Source organism: Rhodococcus kronopolitis, from assembly GCF_042654025.1.
Taxonomy (GTDB): Bacteria; Actinomycetota; Actinomycetes; order Mycobacteriales; family Mycobacteriaceae; genus Rhodococcus_G; species Rhodococcus_G kronopolitis.
The window spans coordinates 78,453-92,687 of record NZ_JBHSFO010000014.1 but is presented as its reverse complement, the minus strand read 5'-3'; the positions used below and the strand labels follow the sequence as shown (position 1 = coordinate 92,687).

Annotated in this window: 12 protein-coding genes; 3 read left to right on the top strand and 9 right to left on the bottom strand. The window is 70.9% G+C overall.

Going from position 1 to position 14,235, the window contains the following annotated elements; all coding sequences use genetic code 11:
* Positions 1-18: 18 nt before the first annotated feature.
* The 3 genes from ACFO6S_RS19115 to ACFO6S_RS19105 form a co-directional block, all read right to left on the bottom strand.
* Positions 19-3,246, bottom strand: a complete 3,228-nt coding sequence (locus ACFO6S_RS19115) for a DEAD/DEAH box helicase (protein WP_378419554.1) — start codon at positions 3,244-3,246, stop codon at positions 19-21.
* A gap of 51 nt (positions 3,247-3,297) precedes the next feature.
* On the bottom strand, positions 3,298-3,579 hold the full coding sequence (locus ACFO6S_RS19110) for a GNAT family N-acetyltransferase (RefSeq protein WP_378419553.1): 282 nt from the start codon (positions 3,577-3,579) through the stop codon (positions 3,298-3,300).
* 130 nt (positions 3,580-3,709) lie between these two features.
* The gene (locus ACFO6S_RS19105; protein ID WP_378419552.1) at positions 3,710-4,678 is read right to left on the bottom strand and encodes a TY-Chap domain-containing protein; all 969 of its coding nucleotides are present in this window, start codon (positions 4,676-4,678) and stop codon (positions 3,710-3,712) included.
* Between the two features lie 226 nt (positions 4,679-4,904).
* Between ACFO6S_RS19105 and ACFO6S_RS19100 the strand changes: the two genes are divergently transcribed.
* Complete coding sequence (locus tag ACFO6S_RS19100; RefSeq protein ID WP_378419551.1) at positions 4,905-5,426, top strand: DUF3558 domain-containing protein; 522 nt, start codon at positions 4,905-4,907, stop codon at positions 5,424-5,426.
* Between the two features lie 35 nt (positions 5,427-5,461).
* A complete protein-coding gene (locus tag ACFO6S_RS19095) occupies positions 5,462-5,833 on the top strand; it encodes a hypothetical protein (RefSeq protein ID WP_378419550.1) in 372 nt (123 codons plus the stop codon).
* Between the two features lie 10 nt (positions 5,834-5,843).
* Here ACFO6S_RS19095 and ACFO6S_RS19090 read toward each other — a convergent pair whose 3' ends face one another.
* The 6 genes from ACFO6S_RS19090 to ACFO6S_RS19065 are packed head-to-tail and all read right to left on the bottom strand — an operon-like array spanning position 5,844 to position 13,511.
* Positions 5,844-7,217, bottom strand: a complete 1,374-nt coding sequence (locus ACFO6S_RS19090; RefSeq protein WP_378419549.1) for an FAD-binding oxidoreductase — start codon at positions 7,215-7,217, stop codon at positions 5,844-5,846.
* 14 nt (positions 7,218-7,231) lie between these two features.
* Positions 7,232-7,594, bottom strand: coding sequence for an iron chaperone (locus ACFO6S_RS19085; protein WP_378419548.1), 363 nt, complete (start codon positions 7,592-7,594; stop codon positions 7,232-7,234).
* Between the two features lie 16 nt (positions 7,595-7,610).
* Entirely contained in the window at positions 7,611-8,237 is a 627-nt protein-coding gene (locus ACFO6S_RS19080) for a DUF4232 domain-containing protein (protein ID WP_378419547.1), read from the bottom strand.
* Positions 8,238-8,284: 47 nt separating this feature from the next.
* Positions 8,285-9,718 carry an HAD-IB family hydrolase gene (locus tag ACFO6S_RS19075; RefSeq protein ID WP_378419546.1) on the bottom strand — a complete coding sequence of 478 codons (1,434 nt, stop codon included), beginning with the start codon at positions 9,716-9,718 and terminating at the stop codon, positions 8,285-8,287.
* Positions 9,715-12,042, bottom strand: coding sequence for a glycerol-3-phosphate 1-O-acyltransferase (locus tag ACFO6S_RS19070; RefSeq protein ID WP_378419545.1), 2,328 nt, complete (start codon positions 12,040-12,042; stop codon positions 9,715-9,717). The genes ACFO6S_RS19075 and ACFO6S_RS19070 overlap by 4 nt, the downstream gene beginning before the upstream one ends.
* On the bottom strand, positions 12,039-13,511 hold the full coding sequence (locus tag ACFO6S_RS19065; protein ID WP_378419544.1) for a wax ester/triacylglycerol synthase domain-containing protein: 1,473 nt from the start codon (positions 13,509-13,511) through the stop codon (positions 12,039-12,041). The genes ACFO6S_RS19070 and ACFO6S_RS19065 overlap by 4 nt, the downstream gene beginning before the upstream one ends.
* A gap of 397 nt (positions 13,512-13,908) precedes the next feature.
* Here ACFO6S_RS19065 and ACFO6S_RS19060 point away from each other — a divergent pair, with 397 nt between their 5' ends.
* On the top strand, positions 13,909-14,223 hold the full coding sequence (locus tag ACFO6S_RS19060; protein ID WP_378419543.1) for a hypothetical protein: 315 nt from the start codon (positions 13,909-13,911) through the stop codon (positions 14,221-14,223).
* The last annotated feature ends 12 nt before the right edge of the window (positions 14,224-14,235 follow it).

Below are 14,235 nucleotides of genomic sequence, written 5' to 3'. Positions count from 1 at the left end.
CCGCACGCGCCCACCGGATCAGGCGAACAGCTCCCGGATGTCGTCGGCATCGAGGGACCCGTTGAACGCCCCGCCCTCGTCGACCACGGACGAGAACAGCGCGGACTTGCGCGCCTGCAGCGCCAGCACCTTGTCCTCGATGGTGTCCTTGGCGATCAGCCGGTACACCATTACGTGCCGGGTCTGCCCGATCCGGTGTGTGCGGTCCACGGCCTGCGCCTCCGACGCCGGGTTCCACCAGGGGTCGAGCAGAAAGCAGTAGTCGGCCTCGGTCAGGTTCAGCCCGAAGCCGCCGGCCTTGAGGCTGATCAGGAACACCGGCGCACTGCCGGTCTTGAACTCCTCCAACACCTTTCCGCGGTGCCGGGTGCTGCCGTCGAGGTAGGTGTAGCCGATGCCCTCGTCGTCCAGCCGGGTGCGGACCCGGTCCAGGAAGCCGGTGAACTGGCTGAACACCAGCGCCCGGTGCCCGCCGGCGATCACGTCCTCGAGCTGCTCGAGCAGCGCGTCGATCTTCGCGGAGCCGACCGCGGCGTGCCGCTCGTCTATCAGCGCCGGGTCCAGGCTCAGCCGGCGCAGCAGGGTCAGTGACTGCAGGATGGTGAACCGGTTGGCGTCGACGTCCTCCACCAGGCCGAGGATCTTCTGCCGCTCGCGCTGCAACTGGGTGTCGTAGAGCAGCCGGTGCGCCGGCGAGAGCTCCACCTCGAGCACCTGCTCCTGCTTCTCCGGCAGATCCGAGGCCACCTGTTCCTTGGTGCGCCGCAACATCAACGGCCGGACCCGGCGGCGCAGCTGCGCGAGAAGCTCCGCGTCGCCGCCGGTCTCGATCGGCTTGCGGTAGTACTCCTGAAACTTGGTGGGGCTCGGGAACAGCCCGGGCGAGGTGATCGAGAGCAGCGACCACAGCTCCATCAGGTTGTTCTCCATCGGGGTGCCGGAGATCGCGATCTTCGTCGGCGCCTCGATCCGCCGCATCCACTGGTAGGCCTGGGAGCGGTGGTTCTTCACGAACTGCGCCTCGTCGAGCAGCAGCATCGACCACTTCTGCTCCGCGTACTGTTCGCCGTCGAGTCGCGCCAGGGTGTACGAGGTGACCACCACGTCCGCGCCCGCGATCGAATCGGCCAGCACCGCACCGCTCTTCGACGCGGTCTCGGTGACGGTGACCACCTTCAGGTGCGGGGCGAACCGCGCCGCTTCCGACGCCCAGTTCGGCACCACCGACGTCGGCGCCACGATCAGCGCCGGCGCGAGCTCGGGGTCGAGGTCCTTCGCGTGGCAGATCAGGGCCAGCGACTGCACCGTCTTGCCCAGGCCCATGTCGTCGGCGAGGATGCCGCCGAGCCCGTTGGCCCACAGGAACGCCAGCCACCGGAACCCGTCGAGCTGGTACGGCCGCAGCGTCGCCCGCAGCGAGGCCGGCGCCTCGAGGGTGGACGTGGCGGTCACGTCCAGCAGCCCCTGCACCTGCGCGCGCCACCGCGCGGCCTGCCGCTCGACCACCCCGAGAGCGGCCAGCTCCTCCCACATCCCCACCTGGAACCGGCTCAGCCGCAACCGTTCCGGGTCCTGGTCGTGCAGGTCGCGGGCCTCGGTGATCAGCTCCCGCAGGCGCTGCAGCTCCGGGAGCTCGAGGGAGAGGTAGGCGCCGTCGGGCAGCAGCAGGTGGCTCTCGCCTGCGGTCAGCGCCGTGAACACGTCCCGGAACGGCACCGGCCGGTCCTCGACGCGGACGGTGATGTCGAGGTCGAACCAGTCGCCGTCGTCGGTGGCGTCGGTGCCCACCCCGATGTGCAGCGTGTCGCCGGCGTCGCGGTAGTCGGCGGCGTCGCCCTCGACGAGGACCTCGACGTCGTCGCGCTCGCGCAGCAGCGGCAGCAGCTCGGTGCTCATCCGCGCGGTGTCCAGTCCGTCGAGGTGCGCCGAGACCAGCGCGCCGCCGCCGGTGCGCAGCCCGTACTCCTCGAGCGGCGCGTCCAGCCCGGCCTCGATCGAGCGCTCGGCCGCGACGTCGCGGAACGACGCCGCCAGCCGGTCGTGCGGCTCGATCGTCTGGACGTTCCCGCCGACGGTGTAGCGGAACTGCCAGTGCAGCTGTGCCCGGTGCCCGGACCGGTAGTTCACGCACAGCTGCAGGTACGGGCCGTCGACGACCGGCGGGGTGAACGCGCCGTCGGCCGAGCGGACCGTCGCCGCGCGCTGCAGTCGCGGGTAGTAGGCGTCGGCGAACCGGTCCGCGTCCTGCGTCGGGACCGTCACCGAGGTGCCGCCGAGCACAAGCTCCTGCATCGCCGGCGGGGCGCTGCCGGTCAGCGGCGCGACCCGGAACGGCCACTGGTCGGGCCCGGCCGGGCGCGGGTCGCCGGGGCGCAGGTACAGCACGCCGTGCGCGTCGGTGCCGAAGAACCCGAGCACGGTCACCGGGTCCTCGGCGTCGTCGGTGCGGACGGTGGGGGTGACCTCGAGCCCGTCGTCGGACTCGGCGATGTCCACGCACAGCTCGGCGGCGCCGGGCCGGGGCAGCGCGCCGAGGCCCTTGCGTTGGTAGAGCAGCTCGACGCCGGCGTCGGCGGCCTCGTCGAGCAGCGTCCACAGCCGCGGGCTGTCGACGACGGTGAGGTCGAGGTCCTTGTCGCCGTACCCGGGGGCGCGCCGCCCGCGCAGCGCGGACTGGTGCAGGGTGTGCAGCTCGACGAGCAGGTCCCGGTGCCGGGCGTCGACCTCCCGCAGGTGCGCCAACCCCGGCCACGTCAGGTTGGCGCTGACCCACCCCGACTTGCCGGGCCGGGCCAGCCGCGCGGCGAGGCGCCAGTGCTGCGACCGCGGCGCCGGGGTGAGCGCGAGCTGCAGGGCCAGCGGGACGGTGCCGGCCGGCCCGGCGTCCTCGCCGAGGGCCGCGTCGAGCAGCTCCTGCCAGCTCGGCGGCGCGGGCGCGGCCACCTGCTCGGACTGGTCCAGCAGCGCCACCGTCAGCGCGACGGCGTGCTTGCAGTTCATCCGGACCGGGCAGCTGCACCGACCCATCGAGAACTCGAGCCGGTCGGTGCGCGGCGAGAACTCCACCTCGGTGCGGTACAGGTCGGTGCCGCCGACCAGGCCCACCGCCCGATGCTGGTCCGGCAGCCAGTCCAGCTCGAGCACCGAGCCGCGGCCGGCGTACCGGACGCCGCGGGCGTAGGTTGTCTCGCCGACAACGCGCACCAGGGTGGAAAGGGTGTGTTCGCGGTCGGCGGGGGAGAGCATGGGTCGACGTTAGTCGGTACGGACGCCGCGGGGGAGCAGCCGAGGGTGCCGTCAGGCGGCCAGCAGGTCCTGGTATGCCGGATTCTTCTCGACGAACCCCGCCACGTACGAGCAGGAGGTCGCGATCTTCAGGCCCTCCGCGCGGGTGGCGTCGAGGGCGGCGGTGACCAGCTTGCCGGCCAGACCCTGTCCGGCGAAGTCGGGGCTGACGACGGTGTGGTCGAAGTCCCGGACGCCGTCGGTCTGGGTGTAGTCGGCGTGCCCGGCGGCGACGTCGTCGACGTAGATCTCGAAGGTGTTCTGCTCCGGCTTGTGCTCGATGCGGTTCGTCACGGTCACGGTTCCCTTCGTCGGTGGGGTGTCTGACTCGACGTTACCCAGCGGGGCCCTCGCCCGCGTTCAGGACGCCTGGACCGGGCCTCTACGCGGAGTGGCGTGCTGACGGGCGATGTGGTTCGCCGGCTCAGTTGGGCTCGTCGAACAGCGTCTCGTCGGCCGCGGCGTCGGGGTGACGCGGGTGGTGCAGCGAGCCGCCGAACTGCTCGGCGAAGTCGTCGTCGAGGGTGCGGACGAACGAGTAGAGGTCACCGATCGTGTCGATCAGGTGCTGCGGCACATACGGATTCGCGGGCACCGCGGTGCGCACCGCCACGCGGTCCCCGGCCAGGGTGAACTTCAGCCGAGGCCACCGACGGTTCAGGTCGGCGATCAGCTCGGCGGCCCGGGTCAGGTCGCTGACCTTCTGCACCAGCGGCACCCACAGCTGGACCTCGTCGCCGTCGAACCACGGGCTGACGGTGCCGATCGACTTGCTGGTCACCAGCATGAAGTCGCCGTCGCGCTCGAGCTCGTACGGGTCGTCGAAGATGTGCCCGAGCGTCCGGCGGACCAGCTCGCGCAGGTGCTCCTCGTCGAGGGGCTCGACGGCCTCCTTGATGTCCAGCGGGTCCGGGTCGTCCGTCGCGGGGGCGGCGGCGTCGAAGCCCTGGCCCTCGATGGTGCCCATCGCCTCGGTGCGCAGGAACGACGGGTGCGGCACGCTCCACGTCTTGCGGAAGACGGAGACGGCCATCGCGGCCAGCTGGTCGGCCCAGTTCGACGGCTTGTCTACGAAGAAGGCCGGCGACCCGGCGTCGGGCTCGCTGTCCGGTTCCCGGGTCGGCCGGTGCCAGCCGAGCTCGACCAGCCGGGCCTCGTCGGCCTCGGTCAGCCGGTGCCGCGGGTCCAGGTAGGAGTTGGACGGGACCTCGCACCGCACCTGGTCGCCGCCCCAGGCGAGGAACTGGACGCAGGGCACGAAGCCCTCGACGGTGGATTCCTCGCCCAGTTCGAGGGCCAGCAGGTCGTCGTCGTGCATGGTCGCGATGACGTCGGCCAGGCGCGACTGGAAATCGGTCCACGCCTGCTCGACGCTGTCGTCGAAGTTGCCCATGATCCTCCTGCCCGTGTTCTCGGTGCTCCGTGAGCGTGGTTGTCGGTGGCGTGACGCCGGGTGTTGACACCCAGGATAGTGCGCCGGTCCGACGCGTTCCGGGAGGCCACGGCGACGGGTCGATGAACAGGTTGCCGTACCGCGGAACCGGTCGTCGGGTGGCCGCGTCCTACTAGGGTGAGCCGATGCCGAGCGGGTCTGGGGGAGCGTTGTGCAGCGGAGACGGATGAGCCTCATTGCCGCGGGGGTGGCGTGTGGGGCGGTGTTGGTTGCCGGGTGCAGTGCTGGGACGGTCGCGGGGGAGGCCGGGGCGGTGAACGCGGGTTCGGGGGAGCCGGTGTTCAGTCCGTGTGATGACATCCCGGACGACACTCTTCGGGCAATCGGCGTAGATCCGGCCTCCGAATCCATGGACATCCTCGATGTGAAGCAGCCCGGATGGACGATCTGTCAGTGGACCGGAACTTCGTACTCGGTGTTCGTTGCAGCCACTGATCGGACGGTCGAAGAGTTCCATGCGAACCCTCGCAACACGGATTTCGCGTCGCTGACACTTGGCCACCGTGAGGCCTTCTCGTACCGAGAAACGACCGACACCAGGCATGAGAACTGTGATGTCGTGATGCGTTCGGGGGACGGTGCTGCGATGGTTCGCTTCAGCCTCGATACGGGTGATCCGTCTGGTACGAATCCGTGCCAGGCCGCGGTGAGAACCGCGATTCAACTCGAGCCCGTGATCCCGCAGTAGACAAACAGGCAGTTCATTCACAGGGGGAGTAGCTGGTGGGCAATTCGATGACGGAATGGCAGTCGCTCGGGGCGAGCGTCGATTCCGGAAGTCTTTATCTGGAGCCGGGCGTGGCGCAGCGCTGCGCCCAGCGATGTTCCGAGTTCGAGGATGAACTCAGGCGGTTGAAAGGGAGGGCGATGTTCCTCTCGACGATCGACGGGTTCGGGACCGCACTCCCGACCGGCGTCACTCTCGCCGCCAAGTTCTCGAAGAAGGCCTCCGGCGGCGACTACTCCCTCGACCAGGCCCTGGCCGACCACATCACCGTCGTCGAGCAGATGCGGGCACTCTTCGAAAAGATCGGCGCCGCCTACGACTCGGCGGACCAGTCCGCCGCCGACGGAATCGACAGCGCCGGCAACTGACCACCCACACTCACTCCGCCAGCACTGCCCCCGGATTCAGGATCCCCTGCGGATCCAACGCCGTCTTGATCCGCCGGTTCAGCTCCATCGCGTCGTCGCCCAGCTGGCTGTGCAGCCAGTCCCGCTTGAGCCGGCCCACGCCGTGCTCGCCGGTGATGGTGCCGCCCAGCGCGATCGCCAGTTCCATTACCCGGCCGAACGCGCGCTGTGCGCGGTCCGTCTCGTCGGGGTCGGACGGGTCGAAGACGATGAGCGGGTGAGTGTTGCCGTCGCCGGCGTGCGCGACCACGCAGATCAGTACGTCGCAGTCCTGCGCGATCTCCTCGACGCCGGTGATCAGCGTCGGCAGCGACTGCATCGGCACCCCGACGTCTTCGAGCAGCAGGCTGCCCAACGCCTGCACCGCCGGGAACACCGCACGTCGCGCGGCGGTGAACGCCAGGCCCTCCTCAGGATCGTCGGTGGCGAACACCTCGGTGGCGCCGTGCTGCTCGCACGCCGCGATCATCACCGCGATCTCCTCCGCGGCCACCGCGCCGGGCGCGTCGGACTGCGCCAGCAGCAGCGCCTGCGCGTGCCGGTCCAGGCCCATCCGCACCGAGTCCTCGACGGCGTTGATGCTGGCGTGGTCCATGAACTCGAGCATCGCCGGCCGAAGGTTCCGGGTGATCGCGAGGACCGCGTCGGCGGCGTCCTGCACCGAGGAGAACGACGCGACTACCGTCGACGCCGGCGGCTGCGCCGGGATCAGCCGCAGCGTGATCTCTGTGATGATCCCGAGGGTGCCCTCGCTGCCCACGAACAGCTTGGTCAGCGACAGCCCCGCGACGTCCTTCAACCGCGGCCCGCCGAGACGCACCGCGGTGCCGTCGGCCAGCACCACCTGCAGGCCCAGCACGTAGTCGGTGGTGACGCCGTACTTCACGCAGCACAGACCGCCCGCGTTGGTCGCCGCGTTGCCGCCGATCGAGCAGATCTCGAACGACGACGGGTCCGGCGGGTACCAGAGCCCGTGCTCGGCGGCGGCCGCCTTGACCTCCGCATTCATCAGCCCGGGCTGGGTCACCGCGATCCGGGTGACCGGGTCGACGCTGATCTCTCGCATCCGTTCGGTGCTGAGCACGATGCCGCCGTCCACCGCGGACGACCCGCCGGACAGCCCGGACCCGGCGCCGCGCGGCACCACCGGCACGTGGTGCGCTGTGGCCCAGCGCATCACGGCCTGCACGTCCTCGGTGCAGGTGGCGCGGACCACGGCCAGCGGCGTGCCCGCGTTCGGGTCCGCCGCCCAGTCCTGGCGGTAGCCGGCGGTCACGTCCGGGTCGGTGACCAGCGCGCCGTCGGGCAGGGCGGCGGCGAGCTCGGCGAGGGTGGCGGAGGTCATGGCCCCATCATCGCTCACTTGTCGCCACCCGTCCGCTGCTCGACCAGCAACCCGACGAGCTGGCCGATCAGGTCGTAGGGGATCGGCTCGCCGAGCGGGAACTTCGCGGTGCCCGTCCCGGACCGGTACGCCGCGAGCCGACGCTCGAACTCCGTGTCGCCCGACGGCAGCGGGTACACGCTCACGTGCCGCTTCCAGCCCGCGAAGTACACCAGGTGCCGCCCGCCCAGGGTGATCGCCGGGATCTTGTAGCTGATGGTCTCCTCGGCGCCGGGCACCACCGCGTGGACGGTGCGCCGGATCTCCTGCAGGACGGGGCGGACGTCGTCGGGGAACGACGCGATGTACTCGTCGACTGTCGAAAATTCGTCGGCCACGACAAACCCTTCCCGGCTATCCGCCGGCCGCCACGGTCGTCACCTCGAGCTGGAACACCCCCGGGCCGGTCATGGCGCAGCCGGTGGTGGGGTACGGCAGGAACAGCGGCGCGTAGCTGTTGGGCGGGAAGACGCGCAGACCCGCCACCGGGGTGGGGCCGCACATCTCCGCCGGGTAGTTCGCGACCTCGATCGCCCGCACCTGCGCGGACGCCGTTGCGCCGGGAGCGAGTTGGACGACGGGACCCTCCTCGCCGGACCGGGCGGCGGCCGCGCCGACCTCGGCGCCGTGCTCCTCGGCGACGTACGAGACACCGGGGAAGCCGTGCAGCTCGCAGGTGCGTCCGCCGGAGTTGGTGAACACCAGCGGCACGATCGCCGACCCGGCGGCGCCCTGCGCCTGCCCCGCGGTGAGCATCAGTTCGGTGCTCGCGCAGGTGTTGGGATTGTCCTTGGCCTCCGTGGGGGCGGCGGCGGTCGCGGTGGCGGGGTCCGCGGCGGGCGACTCGGGTGCGGAGAGCGACTCGACCGTCGTGGTGGGCGGCGTGGGTTCGGCGGTGGGCGAGGTATCGGTGGAACTGCAGCCGGCCAGCGTGAGCGCGGCGGCAGCGGCGAGCAACGCGGCGGTCCGGAAGCGGGTCATGGCGATACCTCTCGTCGGTCGGGCGGGTGTCTCGAAGCTACTCGCGCTCAGCGGTGCCCGGCGAGAAGACAGGCCTCGAACAGCGACCGAACTTCCTCGACGTGTGTGTCGAGGCCCTCCGCCGTCCACCCCGCCGTGGAGACCGCGTCGAGGACCGTCACGTGCACCGTCCCGGGGTGGGCGACAAGGGAATTGCGCCACATCAACTCGCCCGCGTCGTGGATCACCACCGGCACGATCGGCACCCCCGCCTGCAACGCCAGGTGGAAGCCGCCCTTCTTGAACCGGCCGAGCTTCGGGGTGGGCGAGCGGGTGCCCTCCGGCGCGATCACCAGCGAGATGCCGTGCTCGAGCTTGTCCACCGCGGGCTGCAGCGCCGCCTTGGCCTTCGCGGTGTTCGAGCGGTCGACGTACGCCACGTCCAGCAGCGAGCCGATCGGGATGAAGCGCGGGTCGCGCGCGGCCTCCTTCTTCGCCACTCCGGTGACGTCCCGCTTGATCAGGGTGCCCAGCACCAGCAGGTCCAGCGAGCTCTGGTGGTTGAACATGAACACCGCCGGACGGTGGCTCCACGCGTTCTCCTCGCCGTCCACCTTCACCTCGATGCCCAGCAGCGACAGCGACAGGCCGGGCCCGACCGTGCCGACCAGGTTCGCGCCCAGTTGCCGGTTGCCGGTGAGGATCCCGGCCGACGCGCCGACCACCGCGGTCGCGGCCAGCGCGCCCATCGCGACGCCGGTGCGGACGGTGGCCACGGGATCGACCCCGCGCTGCGGCTTACGCAGCGTCACCGCCGGCCACCGCTGGGCCCGCGCCACCCGGGTCAGGCCGCGGTCCGGGTTCAGCGCGACCGGTCGGCCCACCGACTCGAGCATCGGGACGTCCTCGTGGCCGTTGGAGTACGCGAACGCATCCGCCAGGTAGGCGCCGGCCTTCTCCGCGTACCCCGCGAGCGCCCGCGCCTTCGCCTCGCCCCACAGCGCCGGCGTCGCCAGCTCGCCGGTGAGCATCCCGTCGAGCACCTCCGGTTCGGTGCAGAGCACGTCCTCGATGTCGAGGTCGTCGGCGACGAACCTGGCCTGGTAGGGGGTGGCGGAGGTGGCGATCAGCACGGTGTGACCGGCCCGGCGGTGCGCGGCCAGCAGGCCGCGGACCTCCGGGTAGATCATCCCGGCGATCTCCTGCCGGAACAGCCGCTGGCCCCACTCGAACAGTTCGTCCTCCATCCGTCCGGTGAGCGCCTGCACGCCGATCCGCATCAGCGCGCCGACGTCCGCGCCGCGGAACTGGGTGTCCATCGCCGCCCCGGTGGTGCGCAGCAGTTCGCCGACGCTGATGTCGAAGTGCCGCAACCTGTCCCGGTACACCACGCTCGCCGAGTAGCCACTGATCAGGGTGCCGTCCAGGTCGAACGCGGCGAGGGTGTGCGGCCCGGGTGGGGCCGCGGCGATCGCGCTGTGCAGGTCGTCGACGCCGGTCACCGCCCGGCCTCCTCGGCCGGCGGCTCGGGTTCGTCCGTCGGGACCGACCGGAGGTCGCCGGGCGTCGGCTCCCTCATCAGGTCCAGTCGTGCGTGCGCGAGCCCCCGGATCCGACGCAGCCGGTCGACGAGCACCCGGATCTCCTCGGCGAACGACGCGCGCCGGTCCCGGACGCCGTCGTCGACGGACTCGACCAGGTCCCGGTTGCGGGCCAGTTTCAGCGCAGTGGCGAACAGCTCGCTCGACACCGACTCGCTGCTGGCGATCTGCTGGCGCAGCCGTCGCTGCTGCGCGACGTCGAGACAGTGTGCGGTGAAAGCCTTCTCGTCGAACTGCTTCGACACCGGCAGCCGGACCAGCTCGTCCGCGACCACCTGGTACGCCTCGGCAAACGGCTGCAGCACCCGGTGCGCCAGGTACGGCCGCACCGAGGCGAGCATGTTCTCGGCGTACCGCGGATCGGCCAGCCCGGCCTCCCATCCGGGGTCGATCAGCGACAGCTCGGTGCGCATCTCCTTCTCGAAGGTGTCCCGGTCGCTGAAGAAGAACTCGAACTTGAACAGGTCGCGGATGCGCTTGGCCTCGGCCCAGCCGTCGGCGATCGGGTCGGGGAAGTGGTCGTCGACCGCCGCCTGGAGCACCAGTTCGGCGATCGCCCGCACCACCATGAAGTGAATCGTGTTGTTGCGGTAGAACGCCGCGACCAGGTGCTGGTCCTTGCCGAGGTAGTAGACCCGCTCGTCGCCCCGGTCGAAGCGTTTGAGCACCCCCGAGTCGACGTGGGTGAACAGGGCCTTGCGGATCACCCGCGGGTCGTGCAGGTCCACGTCGCCTGCGGTCGGCAGGCCGCGGGCGGTGACGTAGTCGACCAGGGGACCGAGGATGAAGCCGAGCTCGTCGACGGTCAGCGCCCGGTCCTCGATGCCCAGGAAGGCGAACATCGCCAGCGACGACGCCGTCACCGGCGTCACCTCGTTGATCCGGTGGCACACCTCGAAGGCCGCCTTCTGGATCGCCAGCCGCTGGTCGTCCTCCTGCCGCAGCGCCTCCGCGAGGGAGAGCGGCCGGCCGATCGTCACGTGCGCGACGCCGTTGCGCTGGCCCTGCGCGCGCACGTAGCCGACCAGCCAGCGCAGGCCCTCCGGCTTCTTCTCCGCGCCGTGCGCCTCGGCGGCCATCGCGCCGACCTCGTAGAGCTGGTCGTAGCTCAGCGCCACCGGCACCAGGTACACGTCCGACGCGCCGCTGACCCGGAACGCCTTCGTCAGGTAGTTCAGCAGCCCGAAGCGCGGCGGCCGCAGCTTGCCGGTGCGCCCGCGGCCGCCCTCGATGTACCACTCGAGGTTGAAACGCTTGGTGAGCAGGTAGCGCATGTACTCGCGCAGCGACCACTTGTAGACCTCGTCGGTGCCGAACTGGCGGCGGATGAACACGGTGCCGGAACGCTTGCTGATCGGCCCGATCGGCCAGAAGCTGACGTTGAGGCCACCCATCACGTGGTTGAGCGGCAGGCCGTTCGCAAGCAGCGCCGGCCGCAGCACCAGCGGGTCGAGGTAGGAGCGGTGGCTGGGCAGGAACACCAGCGAGTGCTCCTTGTTCAGGGTCCGCAGCTCCTCGAACCGGCTGGTGTCCACGTCGATCCGGTACGCGCGGGAGAAGTAGCGGCCCAGGCGATCCCACACCGCGATGGCCTGCCTGCTCTGGGTCGCGACCAACTCCTCGAGCGCGGCCCGGGTCCGCTGGTCCACCTCGCCGATCGGGATGTCGAGCTTCTCGGCCAGCTCCAGCGTGCCGGTGGTGAACCGGCGGGTGTCGGTGATCTCGTCGACGACGAACCGCGAGACCTTGTACTGGCCGCCGAGCAGTCGCAGCTCCGCGCGCTCGAGCGCCAGCGCCGCCTGCCGACGGATGTACTCCGGCAGCGAGCCGCCGCCGCTGGCCTCGAGGCGTCGTTCGAGGTCGCTCAGCGGCGCGGGTTCGCCCTCGATCACCCGGGCCCGGGACGGGTCGGTGCGCAGCACCCGTCGCTGCGCCCCGCGGCCGGGATGCAGCGGGTCCCGCGGGGCGAGCGCCTCGCGCAGCCTGACCGCCACGTTGCGCCTGCGGTCGGCGTCGGGCATCCACACCACCCGCAGCGGGGAGAGCAGCGGGTCGTCGGTGCGCTGGGACAGGTCGGCCAGCGTCCGGTCGGTGATCGCGACGGCCGTCGGATGCGTTCCGGACCCCGTCGACTGGCCGGCGAGCCAGGTGCGCAGCACCCCGGCCTCGGCCTCGGTCATGGTCTCGGTCAGGTAGACCCGCTGCCGGGTCGCGCTCTCGCTCATCGCTCGGTCCCTTCCGTCGCTGCCCCGAGGGCGACCATCTCGTCCAGGCTCTCCTGCAGGCACCGCATCAGCCGGGCGGGCTGGGTGACCGCGGCGGTGTCGATGTTGACCCCGATGCAGCACACGCCCACGTGCGAGACGAGCGTCGCCATCACCGCGCAGCCCGGCGCCGGGCCGAACGGGTACATCCGCTCGATCCGCGCGCCGGCGAGGTACACCGGCACCGGGACGCCCGCGACGTTGCTGGCCTGCAGGTCCAGGCCCGTCGACTGGGACAGGTACCAGTTGGCCAGCAGGTACGTCGGCAGCCGGGAGAGCACCGGCGCGGCGAGCTCGACGGCGTCGAGCGCCGGTTCCTCGCGCAGGCCCAGCACGATCCGGCGCACCCGGCGCACCAGCGCGGCCGGGTCCGGCTCGGCCACCGGGCCGTTGAACCGGACGGCGGCGAACCTGTTGCCGACGGTCGGGTCCGAGCCGCTGCGCATGCTCACGGGCATGCCCATCGGGATGCTGTGGACGGGCTGGCCGAGCTCCTCGTGGTAGCGGCGGAACCCGCCGAGCAGCGTCGCAACGTAGGCGTCGTTGAGCGAGCCGCCCGCGGCGTGGCCTGCGGCCTTGAGTTCGGGCACTCCCACCTCGAGCACCCCGAACCAGCGGCCGAGCCCGCGGTTCCGGAGCAGCGGGGACCCGGAACTGGCAGGCGGCGTGGCGATCCGCCGCAGTGAGTTCGCGTAACCCAGGACGTCGGTGGCGGTGTCGATCGGCCGGGTCAGCGCCGCGGTCGCGACGTTGACGCCGAGGCGGGCGAGCCGGACCAGCCGGCCCGGTATCCGGCGGAGCTCGCCGATCGTCTCCTCGCCGAACGCGTCGACGGTGCTCAGGTGCTCGGGCGGCGGCGGCTCGCGGTCCGGCTTGTCCGGGGTGTGGTCGGGGCGGCGGCTGTGCAGCAGCGTCATCATCGCGATGCCGCCGAGGCCGTCGGTGATGGAGTGGTGGGTCTTGACGACGTAGACCGCGCGCCCGTCGTCGAGGCCCTCGATGAGCAGCGCGCACCACGGCGGGCGGGCCTTGTCGAACGGCTCGGTGGCCAGGTGTCGGCACATCCGCAGGGCGTGGTCGAAGTCCGCCGGCGCGGGCAGCCGGACTCGGCGCAGGTGGTAGCCGAGGTCGAATTCCGGGTCCACCGACCACACCGGGTTGCCCAGGTGCAGCGCCGGTTCGACGGCCCGCATCCGTATCCGCGGCACGATGTGCGAGGCCCACTCGTGCGCCTGCACCAGCCGGTCCCAGTCCGGGGCCCGGTCCAGGACGTCCACCGCGACGATCGGCGACCGCAGCTGCGGCTGCGCCTCCTCCATCCGCCACATGCCGGTCTCGAAGTCGGACATCGACCGGTTCGAGTCCCACGCGACCGCGGACAGGTCCACGTCGACCGCGCTGGGGGGAATCAGTGGATCGCCGTCGGCCATGCTCGCGCTCCCTCGGTCGTGTCCCACCCGTGGTCGTCGATTCCAGTGTGGACCCGAGGCGCAGGGCGCGCAGCGTTGTCGCGATCACCGCCCGCCGCCGCTCATCGCCCGTCCGACCGCCCGTCGCGAACGAAGCGTTGTGTGACGAAGGTCTCAGTGACTGGGACAGGTGCGTGCTTATCGCCCGGAAGTGGACGAGCGTTACCACTGGAGGCGGAAGAATTCCCAATCAAGTCGCCTCATTTGTAACAACAGTCACATTGGTAACTCTGTTACCAGATCGTGGCGAAGTGCTTCACCGCGAGGGACGAAACAGGGATAAGTTGTGTCCATCGCTGCAGGACCGCGAAGTGTTACAGCAGTACGCGAACACGCCATCCACGAAGGGACCGACACGATGCGAGATCTGGGATCCCCCACGAATGACCTGGTCAATGCAGTGCTGTCGTACGAGTTCGACGGCGGCGAGGTGGACGTCCACGCCATCGACCGGGTTCGCGACGGCGAGTACGGCGAGTGGATGAGCGCGCTGTCGGAGAGCGGGATGTTCTCGGACGAGGCGTTGGCCTCGATCGTCACCGCCTGGCGGCACGACCCCGAACTGCTGGTCGACGCGTTGCTCGGCGGAGCGGACGAGATGTCCCGGCGTCGACTCAAGGCGGCCCGTCGCAAGGCACTCTTCCCCGCGGTCCGGATGGCCGAGTTCGGCTGAGCCGAAACCGGG